The sequence below is a fragment of the Ulvibacterium sp. genome, assembly GCF_965228935.1.
Taxonomy (GTDB): Bacteria; Bacteroidota; Bacteroidia; order Flavobacteriales; family Flavobacteriaceae; genus Ulvibacterium.
In genome coordinates this window covers 4,842,501-4,858,680 of sequence record NZ_OZ245846.1, presented here as the reverse complement: position 1 = coordinate 4,858,680, position 16,180 = coordinate 4,842,501, and the positions used below count along the sequence as shown (strand labels likewise).

General features: G+C 44.7%; 14 protein-coding genes, 1 tRNA gene and 1 rRNA gene. 8 read left to right on the top strand and 8 right to left on the bottom strand.

Annotation, left to right across the window (positions count from 1 at the left end; translation table 11 throughout):
• Nucleotides 1-34: 34 nt before the first annotated feature.
• The 3 genes from ACO06Y_RS20420 to ACO06Y_RS20410 form a co-directional block, all read right to left on the bottom strand.
• Complete coding sequence (locus ACO06Y_RS20420; RefSeq protein WP_422080893.1) at nucleotides 35-622, bottom strand: porin family protein; 588 nt, start codon at nucleotides 620-622, stop codon at nucleotides 35-37.
• 46 nt (nucleotides 623-668) lie between these two features.
• Nucleotides 669-1,622, bottom strand: a complete 954-nt coding sequence (locus ACO06Y_RS20415; protein WP_422080892.1) for a transketolase family protein — start codon at nucleotides 1,620-1,622, stop codon at nucleotides 669-671.
• Nucleotides 1,623-1,685: 63 nt separating this feature from the next.
• Complete coding sequence (locus ACO06Y_RS20410; protein WP_422080891.1) at nucleotides 1,686-2,531, bottom strand: transketolase; 846 nt, start codon at nucleotides 2,529-2,531, stop codon at nucleotides 1,686-1,688.
• A 197-nt stretch (nucleotides 2,532-2,728) separates the two neighbouring features.
• Between ACO06Y_RS20410 and tgt the strand changes: the two genes are divergently transcribed.
• From tgt to ACO06Y_RS20385, 5 genes are all read left to right on the top strand, one after another.
• The gene (gene tgt / locus ACO06Y_RS20405; RefSeq protein WP_422084205.1) at nucleotides 2,729-3,823 is read left to right on the top strand and encodes a tRNA guanosine(34) transglycosylase Tgt; all 1,095 of its coding nucleotides are present in this window, start codon (nucleotides 2,729-2,731) and stop codon (nucleotides 3,821-3,823) included.
• A gap of 1 nt (nucleotide 3,824) precedes the next feature.
• Entirely contained in the window at nucleotides 3,825-4,898 is a 1,074-nt protein-coding gene (locus ACO06Y_RS20400) for an LptF/LptG family permease (protein ID WP_422080890.1), read from the top strand.
• Nucleotides 4,899-4,995: 97 nt separating this feature from the next.
• Nucleotides 4,996-5,949 carry an acetyl-CoA carboxylase carboxyltransferase subunit alpha gene (locus ACO06Y_RS20395; protein ID WP_422080889.1) on the top strand — a complete coding sequence of 318 codons (954 nt, stop codon included), beginning with the start codon at nucleotides 4,996-4,998 and terminating at the stop codon, nucleotides 5,947-5,949.
• 167 nt (nucleotides 5,950-6,116) lie between these two features.
• Nucleotides 6,117-7,667, top strand: coding sequence for a replicative DNA helicase (dnaB, locus tag ACO06Y_RS20390; RefSeq protein WP_422080888.1), 1,551 nt, complete (start codon nucleotides 6,117-6,119; stop codon nucleotides 7,665-7,667).
• A 121-nt stretch (nucleotides 7,668-7,788) separates the two neighbouring features.
• The gene (locus ACO06Y_RS20385; protein ID WP_422080887.1) at nucleotides 7,789-9,051 is read left to right on the top strand and encodes an asparagine synthetase B; all 1,263 of its coding nucleotides are present in this window, start codon (nucleotides 7,789-7,791) and stop codon (nucleotides 9,049-9,051) included.
• Here ACO06Y_RS20385 and ACO06Y_RS20380 read toward each other — a convergent pair.
• Nucleotides 9,048-9,845, bottom strand: a complete 798-nt coding sequence (locus ACO06Y_RS20380; protein WP_422080886.1) for an HAD family hydrolase — start codon at nucleotides 9,843-9,845, stop codon at nucleotides 9,048-9,050. The genes ACO06Y_RS20385 and ACO06Y_RS20380 overlap by 4 nt on opposite strands.
• A 95-nt stretch (nucleotides 9,846-9,940) precedes the next feature.
• On the opposite strand from ACO06Y_RS20380, the gene ACO06Y_RS20375 reads away from it, so the two are divergent.
• Nucleotides 9,941-10,363: a secondary thiamine-phosphate synthase enzyme YjbQ gene (locus ACO06Y_RS20375; RefSeq protein ID WP_422080885.1), complete on the top strand. Its 423-nt coding sequence runs from the start codon at nucleotides 9,941-9,943 to the stop codon at nucleotides 10,361-10,363.
• A gap of 50 nt (nucleotides 10,364-10,413) precedes the next feature.
• Here ACO06Y_RS20375 and rplT read toward each other — a convergent pair whose 3' ends face one another.
• The 4 genes from rplT to thrS form a co-directional block, all read right to left on the bottom strand.
• Nucleotides 10,414-10,758: a 50S ribosomal protein L20 gene (gene rplT / locus ACO06Y_RS20370; protein WP_126164230.1), complete on the bottom strand. Its 345-nt coding sequence runs from the start codon at nucleotides 10,756-10,758 to the stop codon at nucleotides 10,414-10,416.
• A gap of 151 nt (nucleotides 10,759-10,909) precedes the next feature.
• A complete protein-coding gene (gene rpmI, locus ACO06Y_RS20365) occupies nucleotides 10,910-11,107 on the bottom strand; it encodes a 50S ribosomal protein L35 (RefSeq protein WP_422080884.1) in 198 nt (65 codons plus the stop codon).
• 160 nt (nucleotides 11,108-11,267) lie between these two features.
• Entirely contained in the window at nucleotides 11,268-11,822 is a 555-nt protein-coding gene (gene infC / locus ACO06Y_RS20360; protein WP_422084204.1) for a translation initiation factor IF-3, read from the bottom strand.
• A 32-nt stretch (nucleotides 11,823-11,854) separates the two neighbouring features.
• The gene (thrS, locus tag ACO06Y_RS20355; RefSeq protein ID WP_422080883.1) at nucleotides 11,855-13,795 is read right to left on the bottom strand and encodes a threonine--tRNA ligase; all 1,941 of its coding nucleotides are present in this window, start codon (nucleotides 13,793-13,795) and stop codon (nucleotides 11,855-11,857) included.
• Nucleotides 13,796-14,365: 570 nt separating this feature from the next.
• On the opposite strand from thrS, the gene ACO06Y_RS20350 reads away from it, so the two are divergent.
• A 16S ribosomal RNA gene (locus ACO06Y_RS20350) occupies nucleotides 14,366-15,890 on the top strand.
• A 142-nt stretch (nucleotides 15,891-16,032) separates the two neighbouring features.
• Nucleotides 16,033-16,106 (top strand) — tRNA-Ile (locus tag ACO06Y_RS20345).
• The last annotated feature ends 74 nt before the right edge of the window (nucleotides 16,107-16,180 follow it).

Below are 16,180 nucleotides of genomic sequence, written 5' to 3'. Positions count from 1 at the left end.
AAACTTGCGGGCCTTTTTAGGATATATAATTTTATTACAATTTTAAAGAGAGACTTACAATGAGCTGCTCCGGACGGGTATCTATCCGGCTTTCATTGAGCTCGGTAACCCTATTAACGAATCTGACCGTATTATCGCTCAACCCATTTTCATATCGCACGTCTATACCCAATCTTCCGAGATTGACGCCCACACCAATATGAAGTCCCACGGTAAAGTCGTTCTCAATGTCATCGATGTCTATTCCATCGAATTCCGTATTTAAAATGTACTGGAAAGAGGGTCCCGCGAAAACGTGCAGGGGGCCTATTAAATTAACACCTAAAAGTATAGGCGCATCCAGTTTGCTCATATCAAAATCATCCCCGTCATAATCCGATTTCGTCTTGGTATAGACCAATTCCGGTCTTAGATAAAGTTTACGGATTTCCAATTTACCAAAGAGACCGAGATGGTATCCCACATTTCTATCCGGGTCACGTGCCGCTTCACCGAATGCTTCAAAATAATCGCCGTTTGAATTGTAGTTTAATCCGGCCTTTACACCCAGACCAGAACCGTTTTGTGCAAATACGGCAGTACCCAAAAAAAGACATGCCGTGCAAAGAAGTAGATGTTTCATAGTGTTCGTTTTTAATGTGGAGATGGCATCAAAAACGATACCATTGTCACTTTCTTTTCAACACTTTCAAAACGGCCTCCTCGATGGCTTTATTGTTTAGCCCATATTTGTCCATTAATTGATCCGGAGTGCCACTTTCGCCAAAAGTATCTTGAGTGGCGACGAATTCCTGGGGCGCAGGATGTTGAGTAGCAAGGGTTCGTGCAATGCTCTCCCCAAGGCCTCCCAAATAGTTATGCTCTTCCGCGGATACGACACAGCCCGTTTTTTTAACAGATTTTAACACAGCTTCCTCGTCCAAGGGTTTTATGGTATGGATGTTGATGACCTCTGCGGAGATTCCTTGATTTTCCAAATTTTCCGCGGCTATTAACGCCTGCCACACCAAATGTCCGGTGGCAAGTATGGTGACATCTGTCCCTTCATTTAACAATAGGGCTTTCCCGATTTCAAACTTTTGGTCGGCAGGGGTAAAATTGGCCACCTTGGGCCTCCCAAACCTTAAATAGACCGGACCTTTATGATCGGCAATGGCTATTGTGGCCGCTTTGGTCTGGTTATAATCGCAAGGGTTTATAACGGTCATCCCGGGAAGCATTTTCATGAGCCCGATGTCTTCCAATATTTGGTGTGTGGCCCCATCTTCCCCTAAGGTGATTCCGGCATGCGAAGCACAGATTTTTACATTTTTGCCCGAATAGGCAATGGATTGTCGTATCTGGTCATAGACCCTACCCGTGGCAAAGTTGGCGAAGGTACTGGCAAAAGGTATTTTACCGCCAATGGTGAGTCCGGCCGCTATCCCCATCATATTGGCCTCGGCTATCCCAATTTGGAAGAAGCGTTCCGGGTTTTCCGCAATGAACGTATCAATTTTTAACGACCCGACCAAATCGGCGCATAGGGCCACCACATTTGGATTGGTTCTTCCCAGCTCTGTCATTCCTGCGCCATACCCGCTCCTCGTATCGTTCTTACCTTGGTCTATATATTTTTTCATCTAAATTTGGTTTTTGTGGTTCCCGGAAAAACGGGAACCTTGATAGAAAATAGGGATTGGCCTTTAATAATCCCCCAATGTCTCAGGATTTTGTGCCAATGCGGTTTCCAGTTGGTCATCGTTAGGTGCCTTTCCATGCCATGCATGTGTATGCATCATAAAATCGACCCCATGGCCCATTACCGTATGCATTACAATACAAACAGGTTTTCCCTTTCCTGTTCTACGCTTTGCTTCCTCTAGTCCGGCAATGACTTCCTCTAAATTGTTGCCGTTTTTTATTTCCAGCACATCCCAACCAAAGGCCGTAAACTTTTCAGTGAGATTGCCCAAGGGGAGAACTTCTGCCGTAGGCCCATCGATTTGCTGTCCGTTACGGTCAATGGTAGCGATTAAATTATCCACTTTGTTTCCCGCAGCGTACATAATGGCTTCCCAGTTCTGGCCTTCCTGTAATTCGCCATCACCATGTAGACTATAGACCAAATGATTGTCCTTGTTCAATTTTTTGGCCAAGGCCGCACCAATGGCCACGGACATTCCCTGTCCCAAAGATCCAGAAGCCACCCGTACACCGGGAAGTCCTTCATGGGTAGTGGGATGCCCCTGCAAACGGGAATCGATTAAACGGAAAGTGTTTAGCTCTTCTATGGGAAAGTAACCTTTACGGGCAAGAACACTATAAAAAACCGGTGAAATATGCCCGTTGGACAAAAAGAAAAGGTCTTCTTCCAAACCATCCATGTCAAACCCATCCTTAAGTTCCATAATTTTATGGTATAGGGAGACAAAAAATTCGGTACAGCCCAAAGAACCACCAGGATGCCCGGAATTTACTTTGTGTACCATCCGCAAGATATCCCTACGGGTCTGGAGCACGATATCCTCTAAAGCTTCTATGTTCGGCATAGTCATATTTTTAGTGATTTCAAAAGTAGGAGCTATCTTTTGGGTATCCAAACAGTACTTATAATATTTTATCAACGGGGACAAATCCTGTAGAACTTTATTTTTTTGTTAAGGGCTTTATGGAAGGCAGTTGACTATATTTGCCACTTTAAAGGTGAATTTTGGAGTTTACTTTACATGATACCGATTCCCAAAGTATGGCCAGGGCCGGTACGATAACCACATTCCACGGGGTAATTGAAACCCCGATTTTTATGCCGGTGGGCACCGTTGCCTCGGTAAAGGGCGTGCACCAAAGGGAATTAAAACAGGATATAGACCCGGATATCATCCTAGGAAACACCTATCATCTTTTTTTACGGCCTAGGACCCATATTTTAAAAGAGGCCGGTGGGCTCCATAAGTTTATGGGATGGGATAGAAATATTCTTACGGATAGCGGGGGATACCAGGTCTACTCGCTTTCGGCCAACCGGAAGATCAACGAGGAGGGTGTAAAATTCAAGTCCCATATAGATGGATCCCTTCATTTTTTCACACCGGAAAACGTAATGGAAATCCAACGGGCCATCGGTGCGGACATTATTATGGCCTTTGATGAATGTACTCCATACCCTTGTGAGTATGGTTACGCCGAAAGATCCATGAAAATGACCCATAGGTGGTTGGACCGCTGCATGGCACATTTGGAAAAAACACCATTGGAATACGGTTTTAATCAAGCTTTTTTTCCTATCGTACAAGGTTCCACCTTTAAAGATCTCCGCAGGCAATCCGCTGAATATATAGCCAACGTCAATGCACCGGGTAACGCCATCGGCGGACTTTCGGTCGGGGAACCTGCGGAAGAGATGTATGAAATGACCGAAGTAGTGTGCGACATTCTTCCTAAGGATAAACCCAGATACCTTATGGGCGTGGGTACCCCTATAAACATTCTGGAGAACATTGCATTGGGAATCGATATGTTCGATTGTGTGATGCCGACCCGAAATGCGAGGAACGGAATGCTTTTTACTGCGCATGGTACCATAAATATCAAGAACAAAAAATGGGAGAACGATTTTTCCCCAATCGATGGGATGGGGATTACATTTGTAGATTTGGAATATTCAAAGGCCTATCTCCGGCATTTGTTCGCGGCCAATGAGTATTTGGGCAAACAGATAGCGACCATTCATAATTTGGGATTTTATTTGTGGTTGGTCCGTGAGGCGAGAAGGCATATTTTGGAGGGCGATTTTATGGAATGGAAGACCAAAATGGTTCAACAAATGGATAAAAGATTGTAGGGTGACCATTATTGATAAATATATAATCAAACGGTATTTGGTCACTTTTGCGGTGATGCTATTATTGTTTATTCCTATTGGAATTATGGCCAATTTGGCGGAACAAATCGGCAAGATGATAGACAATGAGGCCCCGTTGAACGAGATTTTGATCTACTATCTCAATTTCACGATTTACATCGGCAATCTCCTATTTCCCATTTTCCTGTTTCTTTCCATCATCTTCTTTACCTCCAAGTTGGCGAGCAATACGGAAATAGTGGCAATTTTAAGCTCGGGAGTATCCTATGGGCGATTTCTTAGACCTTATTTAATAGGGGCGAGCATCATAGCCTTTGTGATGTTGACCATGGGCATGTTTCTGGTCCCCAATGCAAGCAAGGGGTTTAACGAGTTTAAATTCAAATACTTAAAAAAAGGAAAACAGGACAGGGTTACCAGCAATATTTTTAATCAATTGAATGAAAATGATTTTATCTATGTGAGCAGTTTTGATCCGGCGCGAAAAATCGGGTACAACTTTACCTTTGAAAGATTTACCAAGGAAGATCAATTGGATTTTAAAATCTCCGCAGCGAACATTCGGTGGATCGATAGTTTATATCGATTGACCTCGTATAGAAAAAGAAAAATAAAGGGAGATACGGCTATCATAGAATCAAAACGAAGGTTGGACACCCTTTTTACCTTTAAGATTGACGATCTTACCCCCGTGTCCTACATTGCGGAAACCAAGAACCTGGCGGAACTCAACAAGTTTATTGCTGACCAAAAAAGAAAGGGAGCCTCGAACATTAACTCCTATATCCTGGTCAAATACAAACGATGGGCCATGCCCATTAGCGCCTTTATCCTTACCCTTATCGCCGTGGCCGTTTCTTCGGTAAAACGCAGGGGAGGAATGGGAGTCAACCTCGCTTTTGGTATAGGGGTCGCCTTTATCTATATTTTTTTTGATAGGGTATTCGGTACTCTGGCGGAACAGTCTGGTTTTTCACCCATATTGGCCGTAATCATTCCCAATCTTCTTTTTGGGGTTTTGGCAGTTTACTTGTTGCAGAAAGCAAAAAGATAGCTATTGGCTATTTTTTCAAGTGCTCTTCAAAAATGGATCTGCATCAAAACTATAGCTTATAAAATTTTATATTTGCCTCACAAACTAAACTGAAATCATGGAGTATTTGGATTTTGAACTTCCGATCAAGGAACTTGAAGAACAGTTGGACAAGTGTCTGGTAATTGGGGAGGAGAGCGATGTTGATGTTAGTGAAACATGCAAACAAATCGAAAAAAAGCTGAACGAGACCCGCAGGGATATTTATAAGAACCTTACCGCTTGGCAGAGGGTACAATTATCCAGACATCCCAATAGACCCTATACCTTGGATTATATCCGGGCCATTTGTGGGGATACCTTTTTGGAGTTACACGGCGACCGTAATGTAAAGGATGATAAGGCCATGATCGGTGGTTTGGGAAAGATAGGGGACCAAAGTTTTATGTTCATAGGCCAACAAAAGGGCTACAATACCAAGACTCGGCAATATCGAAACTTTGGTATGGCCAACCCGGAAGGATATCGCAAGGCGCTTCGATTGATGAAATCCGCTGAAAAATTCGGTATCCCGGTAGTCTGTTTCATAGACACCCCCGGAGCCTATCCTGGGATTGAGGCGGAGCAACGGGGACAGGGCGAGGCCATAGCCCGGAATATCCTGGAAATGACCCGCCTTGAAGTTCCGATTATTGTGGTCATCATAGGCGAAGGAGCTTCGGGAGGCGCCTTGGGCATAGGAGTAGGAGACAAGGTCTTAATGTTGGAAAATACATGGTATTCGGTCATATCCCCGGAATCCTGTTCCTCCATTCTTTGGAGAAGTTGGGAGTATAAGGAACAGGCCGCAGAGGCCTTGAAGCTCACCGCCACCGATATGAAAAAACTAAAACTAATCGATGAAATTGTGAGGGAGCCTGCAGGGGGTGCCCATAGCAATCGGGATAAGGCTTTTGAAATCGTAAAAAATAAAATTGCATCCCATTTTCAGGAATTGGAAAAGTTATCACCAAACGAATTGGTAAAACTACGTATGGAAAAATACGCGAATATGGGTGTATTTAATGGCTGATACGCTGATTTATAATGCTCAATAAAAAACGGAGATTCATATCTCCGTTTTTTATTTCTTATCAACACTTTTTCGTAACTTATAAACACGATAAATGTTAACCAATGGTGAATATCGTTTCCCCATTTGTAAAGTTAACTTAAGGTTAATTCTATATTTTCGTACCCATGGAAAAACCGAATCCGATCGTTGGACGTAAAATAGACAAATCCACCATAATCAATTTGGAACGGGGTAAAATACCACCTCAATCAGTTGATTTAGAGGAAGTTGTACTTGGAGCTATGATGATCGATAAAAAAGGGGTGGACGAAGTAATCGATATCCTACATCCTGAGGTTTTTTACAAGGACGCCCATAGGTTTATTTACGAAGCTATCTTTAAATTGTTCGAAACGTCCGAACCGGTGGATTTATTAACCGTTTCCACGCAGTTGAGGAAAGATGGCCGGCTAGAGTCCATTGGAGGGGATTTTTACTTGATAAAATTGACCCAAAAAGTGGCCTCTTCCGCCCATATTGAATTCCATGCAAGAATTATCCTTCAAAAGTACATTCAACGCAGTCTCATTAAAATATCCAATGAAATTATTGAGGAGGCTTACGACGATGGTACGGATGTTTTCGACCTCTTGGACAATGCGGAATCCAAGTTGTACGATGTTACCCAGGGCAACCTAAAACGTTCCGCTGAAACTGCACAAAACTTGGTCATTCAGGCCAAAAAACGTATTGAGGAGATTGCCAATAAGGAAGGTTTGAGCGGTATCCCTTCCGGATTTGACAAGGTGGACAAGCTTACATCCGGATGGCAACCCAGTGATTTGGTGATTATTGCTGCAAGACCGGGTATGGGTAAAACAGCCCTGGTGCTTTCCATGGCCCGTAATATTGCGGTTAATGCAGATGTGCCCGTTGCCTTCTTTTCCTTAGAAATGTCTTCCGTACAATTGATTACACGATTGATTTCTTCGGAAACTGGTCTCTCTTCGGAAAAATTACGGACAGGAAGGTTGGAAAAACATGAATGGGAACAATTGAACGTAAAGGTCAAGGCCTTGGAGAAGGCTCCTTTGTTTATTGATGATACGCCTTCACTTTCGATTTTTGACTTAAGGGCAAAAGCCAGAAGGTTATCGTCACAGCACAAAATAAAGCTGATTATTATCGATTACCTCCAATTAATGACTGCCGGTGGAAGTCAAAAAGGAGGAAACCGGGAGCAGGAGATTTCTACCATTTCCAGAAACCTAAAAGCCTTGGCCAAAGAATTGGATGTACCTGTCATTGCCCTTTCACAGCTTTCCAGGGCCGTTGAGACCAGGGGTGGTAGCAAAAGGCCCATTCTCTCAGATCTTAGGGAGTCCGGGGCCATAGAGCAGGATGCGGATATTGTATCGTTCATCTATAGGCCGGAATATTATAAAATTGATGAATGGGATGACGAGGAACGTACACCTACCCAAGGCCAAGCGGAATTTATCGTGGCCAAGCACAGAAACGGCGGACTGGATAATATTCGCTTAAAGTTCATCGGGCAGTTGGGTAAATTCGATAATTTGGATGATTTTGATTCGCCCTTTGAGTTCCAATCCAAAATGAACGCCGACGAGGAAAATCCATTTTTGACCAAAAATCTACCCGATGCCGACCAGGCTTTTGGAAGTTCCATGAACGATACACTGGATCCAGAAGAGGATAATGATGTTCCATTTTAAGCAAAAATTCCTGCCTTAAGAAGTATTTGCGAAGTATTTTTCAGGAATGATTAACGCATGACCTAAGGTAAATCCCCAATTTTTCACTTAACTTTGATTGGAATCTAACATCCAAATTTTTATGAATAGGATTCTGTTTTCCTTTTTTTTCCTTCTGTTATCTTCTCAAATTTCAGCCTCTTCCATTCTTATTCCCATGGACGCAGAAGGGCAAAAAAACCATTTAAAGGCCTACGGAATAACCTATTGGGTCCTTACCAAACAGCAAAAAGTACAGTGGCTTTTGAATTATAGGGGAGGATCTTTTCTCTTGCCCGATGGGGAAAGCATACGTAAGGAATGTCAGATCAGGGGGGTGTCTTTTGAGATTCTTTCCGATGGTCAGGCCCAGGCCATTTTAGACGATATCAGCAGTCCTTCCCAAAATCAAGAGGCGGTAATATTGGAAAAGGCACCTAAAATTGCGGTGTATTCCCCCAAGGGAAACCAACCTTGGGACGATGCGGTTACTATGGTACTTACCTATGCCGAGATTCCCTATGTAACCGTATATGATGAAGAGGTCTTGGGTGATAAACTGGTTCTATATGATTGGCTTCACCTACACCATGAAGATTTTACGGGACAATATGGTAAGTTTTATGGGGCTTATCGGGCCGCACCATGGTACATTGAACAGAAAAAGGAAGCGGAATCGTTGGCCTCCAAACTGGGGTTTACCAAGGTTTCGGAAGCAAAAAGAGCCGTTGCCCTTAAAATCAGGAGATATGTCATTGGTGGAGGTTTTATGTTCGCCATGTGCTCGGCTACGGACAGTTTCGATATTGCCCTTGCGGCCGATGAGGTCGATATTTGTGAGCCCATGTTCGATGGCGACCCCTCCGATGCCAACTATCAGAGTAAACTGGATTTTGGCAAGACCTTTGCATTCAAGGATTTTACATTGGAACGTAACCCTTTACGCTATGAGTTTTCGTCCATAGATATGACCAATAAACGGGGCAACGTTCCCAAGGAATCCGATTATTTTTCCCTGATGGATTTCTCGGCAAAATGGGATCCCGTACCCACGATGCTCTGCCAGAACCATACGGCACTGGTCAAGGGTTTTATGGGACAGACCACGGCATTTACCAGAAAAGAGGTAAAACCAACGGTTATGGTATTGGGCGAGAACAAGATAAACGGGGAGGCCCGGTATATCCACGGAATAAAGGGGAAAGGCTTTTTTACGTTTTACGGGGGCCATGATCCGGAGGACTACCAGCATCGTGTGGGCGATCCAAAAACCGAACTGGAACTTCACCCTACCTCACCGGGATACCGCCTCATTCTAAATAATGTTTTGTTTCCGGCAGCACGAAAGAAAAAGCAGAAAACCTAAGAATCCAAAAGTTTTTCCAATACCTTTTCCACCCCAAAATCGTCATTGCTTGCCGTCATATAATTGGCGGCTTTTTTAACATTGGGATGCGCATTGGCCATAGCGAAGCTATAGTCCGCCAGGGCCAACATTTCAAGGTCATTGTTGTAATCCCCAAAAACCAGGGTCTGCGTGGGGCTTATCGCATATTGCTCTTGTACCTTTTGAAGGGCATACCCCTTATGTGCATTTTGGTCGGATACGTCCACCCAGTTCTCCCCGGAGACCTTTACCTTAAGATGGGCTTCCAGATGCTTTACGGAGGGATAAATATACTTTTCGGAACTCTCGGAATGATAAATGGCTATTTTCATTACCTCCCCTTTAAACGATTTCAGATCTTCCAATACTTCATAGGCCGTATAATATTCGCTGAGCTTGTTTTCAAACTCCCTTGAATTCCCTAATAGGTATGCGTTTTGCTTACCACATAGGACAGGATGCACATCTTCAACATTTTCCAGAATGCTTAATACCTCATTTTTGGCATCGTTATGCAAGGGAGTGGACACCAATTCGGTTCCGTTTTGCATGGCAAAACCACCATTTTCCGCTAGTACAACAATATCATCCTTAATGGGATCCAATTTATCCACAATGCTGTTGTACTGTCTCCCACTTGCCGCTACAAAGACGATGTCCCTTTTTCGCAATTCCTTAAAAAGCTCAAAAAAGTAATCGCTAACCTCATGATTGGAGTTTAGTAGGGTGCCGTCCATATCGGTAACCACCATCTTAATCTCTGATAAATCCATATACCTTGTATACTAAAGCTGCAAAGGTATTCCAAAGGATTCACATTATGCTTTGTAACCATAAAGTTTTACATTTAATTGATATTCGAGAATTTATGAAGTCTTTTCAGAAAGAAATACGGCTACCTGCGTTTCCAAGGGGATTCCATTTGATAACGACATCCATTGTAAAGGCAATTCCGGAGCTTCGGGACGTAAAAATAGGGTCGCTACAGGTGTTCATCAAACATACTTCGGCCAGTTTGACGATAAATGAAAATGCCGATCCTACGGTTCGTATGGATTTTGAGAGCCATATGAATGTAATGGTACCCGAAGATACTCCCTATTATATCCATACTTATGAAGGGCCGGATGATATGCCTGCACATATAAAAGCATCCTTAATGGGGTCTTCGGTTCAAATACCCATTACCGATGGAAAGTTGAACTTAGGTATTTGGCAAGGCATCTACCTTTGCGAACATCGGAACAATGCCTCGGGAAGAAGCTTGGTAATCACCGTATTAGGGACATAAAAAAACCGGTCTAACGGACCGGTTTTCAAAGTGAGATATCTTAATTTGGACTATTTTACCTTGTCTACTATAGCTTTAAAAGCTTCGGGATGGTTCATGGCCAAATCCGCCAGAACCTTTCGGTTTAACTCAATATTGTTCGCCTTTACCTTGCCCATGAACTGGGAGTAGGACATTCCATGTAAACGTGCACCCGCATTGATACGGGTAATCCATAGGGAGCGAAAATTTCTTTTTTTGTTTCTACGGTCCCTATAGGCATAGAGCATGGCTTTTTCCACGGCATTCTTGGCGACCGTCCAAACGTTTTTACGTCTTCCAAAGTATCCTTTGGCCTGCTTCATTACCTTTTTTCTTCGGGCTCTGGAAGCAACTGAATTTACTGATCTTGGCATAATTTTTAATTTTTTGTAGCAGGCGGTCTAAAATTACTTGTGATGTTCCAAATGTTGAGTGACTTTTTGTCTCAACATCTATAAACTATAACTTAAAACACTTTGAATTGCCTGACTCCAGGGTTAACATTAATTTACCTCAAATTGCGGTTTACTTTAAACGCAATTGCTCTTTGATATTGTTCACATCCGACTCGTGTACTAACGTAGAATGTGTTAAAGCAAGCTTTCGCTTTTTGGATTTTTTGGTCAAAATATGACTCTTAAAAGCATGCTTTCTTTTAATCTTTCCCGTACCGGTAAGCTTAAACCGCTTTTTGGCACTGGACTTTGTTTTCATTTTGGGCATCTTCTTCCTATTTAATTAAATGCACTCTTGTTAATTTAATTTTGCCTTTCCGAGCGCGGTGAAAAGACCGTTAAGGCTAATCTCACTTGTTTATGCTGAACAAGCCCCCAAGGGCTTGATTCAGTATCCGTTCAATACCGTTACAAACGGCGGTTATTCTTTACTTTTTCGTCTTGGGAGCGATGAACATGGTCATCCGCTTTCCTTCCAATCTAGGCATTTGCTCAACCTTGCCCACTTCTTCCAATTCCGAGGCCAGTTTCAGCAACAAAATTTCACCTTTGTCCTTATATACGATGGAACGGCCCTTAAAGAAAACATAGGCCTTTAACTTCGCCCCGTCCCTTAAGAACTTTTCCGCATGTTTCTTTTTAAACTCGTAATCATGGTCGTCCGTATTGGGGCCGAACCGTATTTCCTTTACAATAACCTTTGAGGCTTTGGCCTTCATGGCCTTTTCCCGTTTCTTTTGCTCATAGAGGAACTTTTTATATTCCATTATTTTGCAAACGGGAGGCTCCGCCTTAGGTGATATTTCCACTAAATCCAATCCCATTTCCTCGGCTTTGTCCAGTGCTTTTCGAATAGGATAAATACCGATGTCCACGTTGTCGCCTACCAATCGTACCTCAGGCGCTAAAATTTTTTCATTGATTCTATGGGGGTTTTTATTCTCCCTTCTAGGTTGGGGCCTAAATCTCTTTCGTATTGCTATGACTTGTACTTTTTAATTAAACATAAAATTTTCTAAAACGACTTTAAGGTACTATTTATTTCCTTAGTTACCAAGTGGGCAAATTCACTAATTCGTATAGCTCCCAAATCGCCCCCGCCATGTCTTCTGACCGAGATGGTCCCATCCTTTTCCTCACTATCACCTACGATAAGCATAAATGGAATTTTGTTCATCTCCGCTTCACGTATCTTTTTCCCTACAGTTTCGTTCCTATTATCAATGAGCGCGCGAATTTCGTTATTTTCCAAAGAATTTAAAACTTTTTTAGCATATTTTTCGTGTTTCTCACTTACAGGTAATACAATGGCCTGTTCGGGAATTAGCCATAACGGGAAGTTTCCACCGGTATGCTCTAGCAAAAGGGCTATAAAACGTTCCATACTTCCAAATGGGGCTCTATGGATCATAACAGGCCTATGTTCTTCATTATCACTTCCCTTATAGGTAAGTTCAAAACGCTCCGGTAGATTGTAATCTACTTGAATAGTCCCCAGTTGCCAGCTCCTTCCCAGGGCATCCTTGATCATGAAGTCCAATTTTGGACCATAAAAAGCGGCTTCGCCCTTTTCTATCACAAAATCCAACCCTTTTGCCTCTGCGGCATTTATTATCGCCTTCTCCGCCTTCTCCCAGTTTTCTACGGAACCAATATATTTTTCGGGTGTATCCAAATCTCGGATGGACACTTGGGCGGTAAAATCATCAAATCCCAAAGAGCCTAGAACATATAGGGATAGGTCAATTACATTTTTAAATTCCTGATCCAACTGGTCGTGTGTACAGAAAATATGTGCATCGTCCTGTGTAAATCCGCGGACTCGGGTGAGGCCGTGTAATTCGCCACTCTGTTCATATCGGTATACGGTACCGAATTCTGCATACCGCTTGGGAAGTTCGCGGTAGCTGAAGGGCCGGGAATTGAATATTTCGCAATGGTGCGGGCAGTTCATGGGTTTCAATAAAAACTCCTCGTCTTCCTTTGGCGTGTGGATCGGCTGAAAACTATCCTGCCCGTACTTGGCGTAGTGCCCTGAGGTAACATAAAGTTCTTTTTGCCCAATATGTGGGGTTACCACCATTTCGTATCCTGCCTTTTTTTGTGCCTTTTTAAGAAAATCCTCTAATCGTTCACGTAGCGCCGCGCCTTTGGGAAGCCATAGAGGTAATCCTTGACCTACTTTTTTGGAAAAAGTAAATAACTCTAGTTCCTTGCCCAGTTTTCTATGGTCCCGCTTTTTGGCCTCCTCCAAAAGTTCAAGGTATTCGGTCAATTCCTTTTGCTTGGGAAAGGATATGCCATAAACCCGGGTAAGTTGGGGATTGTTTTCATTACCCCGCCAATAGGCCCCTGCGACACTTAGAATCTTTATGGCCTTTACAATACCGGTATTGGGGATATGACCACCGCGACAGAGGTCTGTAAACGTGTCATGGTCACAGAACGTTATGGTGCCATCCTCTAGATTCTCAATAAGCTCAACTTTATACTCATTGTGCTGCGATTTGTAAAATGCCAACGCATCGGCTTTGGAAACGGGTCGCATTTTATAATTGTGCTTGCCCCGCGCAATCTCCATGGCCCGTTTTTCGATCATGGGGAAATCCTTTTCGGAAACGGTATGTTCCCCGAAATCCACATCATAGTAGAATCCATTTTCTATGGCCGGTCCGATGGTCAGTTTAATTCCGGGATAAAGATTTTCCAAGGCTTGTGCCACGATATGCGATGTAGAATGCCAAAAGGCCTTTTTGCCTTCCGGATTGTTCCAAGTGTATAGCACCAAAGAGCCGTCCTTGGTCAATGGCGTCGTTGTTTCAACTACGGTATCATTGAATTTTGCCGAGATAACATTTCGGGCCAAGCCTTCACTAATGCTCTTGGCAATGTCCATTGGAGTACTTTCCTTGGGATATTCCTTTATGCTTCTATCCGGTAAGGTTATGTTGATCATATCTAGTTTTTGGAAATAGACCCGCAAAGATAATATCTTATGATTACGCTAACAATATATAGGGATGTTTTTGGGCGTTTGCATTATTATGCGTTAATCAAACTATTCCCCGTAATTTTAATTGTCTGTCTTGTTTCCCGCATTGTCACGATTCGCCCTTTAGGTCTTTTTCTAACGAGTACTTGGTAATACCGTTTATATTCTTAAAACTATTGTATAACGAATGGGCGCATTATTTGCATAAACAAACTAAATGTAGTAAATTCAAAATCCTTTTTTTGGCTACAAAAAATTCTAATTTATTGGTAGTTAAAGGATTGAAAAAATAAGCTGTAAAAAAAATCAAAAAACCATTTTTAATTCAAAAAACCGGTTTATATTTGCAGCCGCTTTGGGGGACGCCCCCGGGGTTTATGGAAGTTCATAGACATATTGTGGAGACGCGGAGCGTTGCCTTATAAGGCATCGTTCCGGGGAGACAACATAAGCAGAATAGTAAGGATAATAGAGAGAGAGATCGAGGGCACGGGATCGGGCCTTGGTCGCCGGCGCGTGGATATATACGAGCCGACGATGAAGAGTTTGATCCTGGCTCAGGATGAACGCTAGCGGCAGGCCTAACACATGCAAGTCGAGGGGCAGCATTCTGTGCTTGCACAGAGATGGCGACCGGCGCACGGGTGCGCAACGCGTATGGAACCTGCCCCTGTCGGGGGAATAGCCCGGGGAAACCCGGATTAATGCCCCGTAGTATCCCGTAGCGGCATCGCTTGCGGGATTAAAGATTTATCGGACAGGGATGGCCATGCGTACCATTAGCTTGTTGGCGGGGTAACGGCCCACCAAGGCGACGATGGTTAGGGGCCCTGAGAGGGGGATCCCCCACACTGGTACTGAGACACGGACCAGACTCCTACGGGAGGCAGCAGTGAGGAATATTGGACAATGGGCGGAGGCCTGATCCAGCCATGCCGCGTGCGGGAAGACGGCCCTACGGGTCGTAAACCGCTTTTGTACGGGAAGAAACCTATCTACGTGTAGATAGCTGACGGTACCGTAAGAATAAGGACCGGCTAACTCCGTGCCAGCAGCCGCGGTAATACGGAGGGTCCGAGCGTTATCCGGAATCATTGGGTTTAAAGGGTCCGTAGGCGGGCCGTTAAGTCAGGGGTGAAATACTGCGGCTCAACCGTAGAGGTGCCCTTGATACTGGCGGTCTTGAGTGACGGTGGGGCGGCCGGAATATGTGGTGTAGCGGTGAAATGCATAGATATCACATAGAACACCGATCGCGAAGGCAGGTCGCCAACCGTGTACTGACGCTGATGGACGAAAGCGTGGGGAGCGAACGGGATTAGATACCCCGGTAGTCCACGCCGTAAACGATGGACACTAGCTGTCGGGCCCTTGGGCTCGGCGGCCAAGCGAAAGTGATAAGTGTCCCACCTGGGGAGTACGTTCGCAAGAATGAAACTCAAAGGAATTGACGGGGGCCCGCACAAGCGGTGGAGCATGTGGTTTAATTCGATGATACGCGAGGAACCTTACCAGGGCTTAAATGCATTATGACAGGTCCAGAGATGGACTTTTCTTCGGACATATTGCAAGGTGCTGCATGGTTGTCGTCAGCTCGTGCCGTGAGGTGTCAGGTTAAGTCCTATAACGAGCGCAACCCCTGCCGTTAGTTGCCAGCATGTAGAGATGGGGACTCTAACGGGACTGCCGGTGCAAACCGCGAGGAAGGTGGGGACGACGTCAAATCATCACGGCCCTTACGTCCTGGGCCACACACGTGCTACAATGGCCGGTACAGCGGGAAGCCACCCCGTAAGGGGGAGCGGATCCACAAAACCGGTCACAGTTCGGATCGGGGTCTGCAACCCGACCCCGTGAAGCTGGAATCGCTAGTAATCGGATATCAGCCATGATCCGGTGAATACGTTCCCGGGCCTTGTACACACCGCCCGTCAAGCCATGGAAGCCGGGAGTGCCTGAAGTCCGTCACCGCGAGGAGCGGCCTAGGGCAAGATCGGTAACTAGGGCTAAGTCGTAACAAGGTAGCCGTACCGGAAGGTGCGGCTGGAACACCTCCTTTCTGGAGCGCGGCGGCCTTTGCGCCCGGTCCCGTGCCCTTCGGTCCCTTTCCTTTTTTTGCAATTTCCATGTCCCCCGCGTCCCCACGATAACGATATACGGCACCGGGGCCGATGTGCCCCCGGGCCACATTGTAGAGTTACAGTCCCATAGCTCAGCTGGTTAGAGCGCTACACTGATAATGTAGAGGTCGGCAGTTCGAGTCTGCCTGGGACTACGGGAAGCCCCCTCCGGCCCCCCTCGGGGGGAGGACGGAAAGGGATCTTTCCCTCCCTATGGGGGGATGCCCGT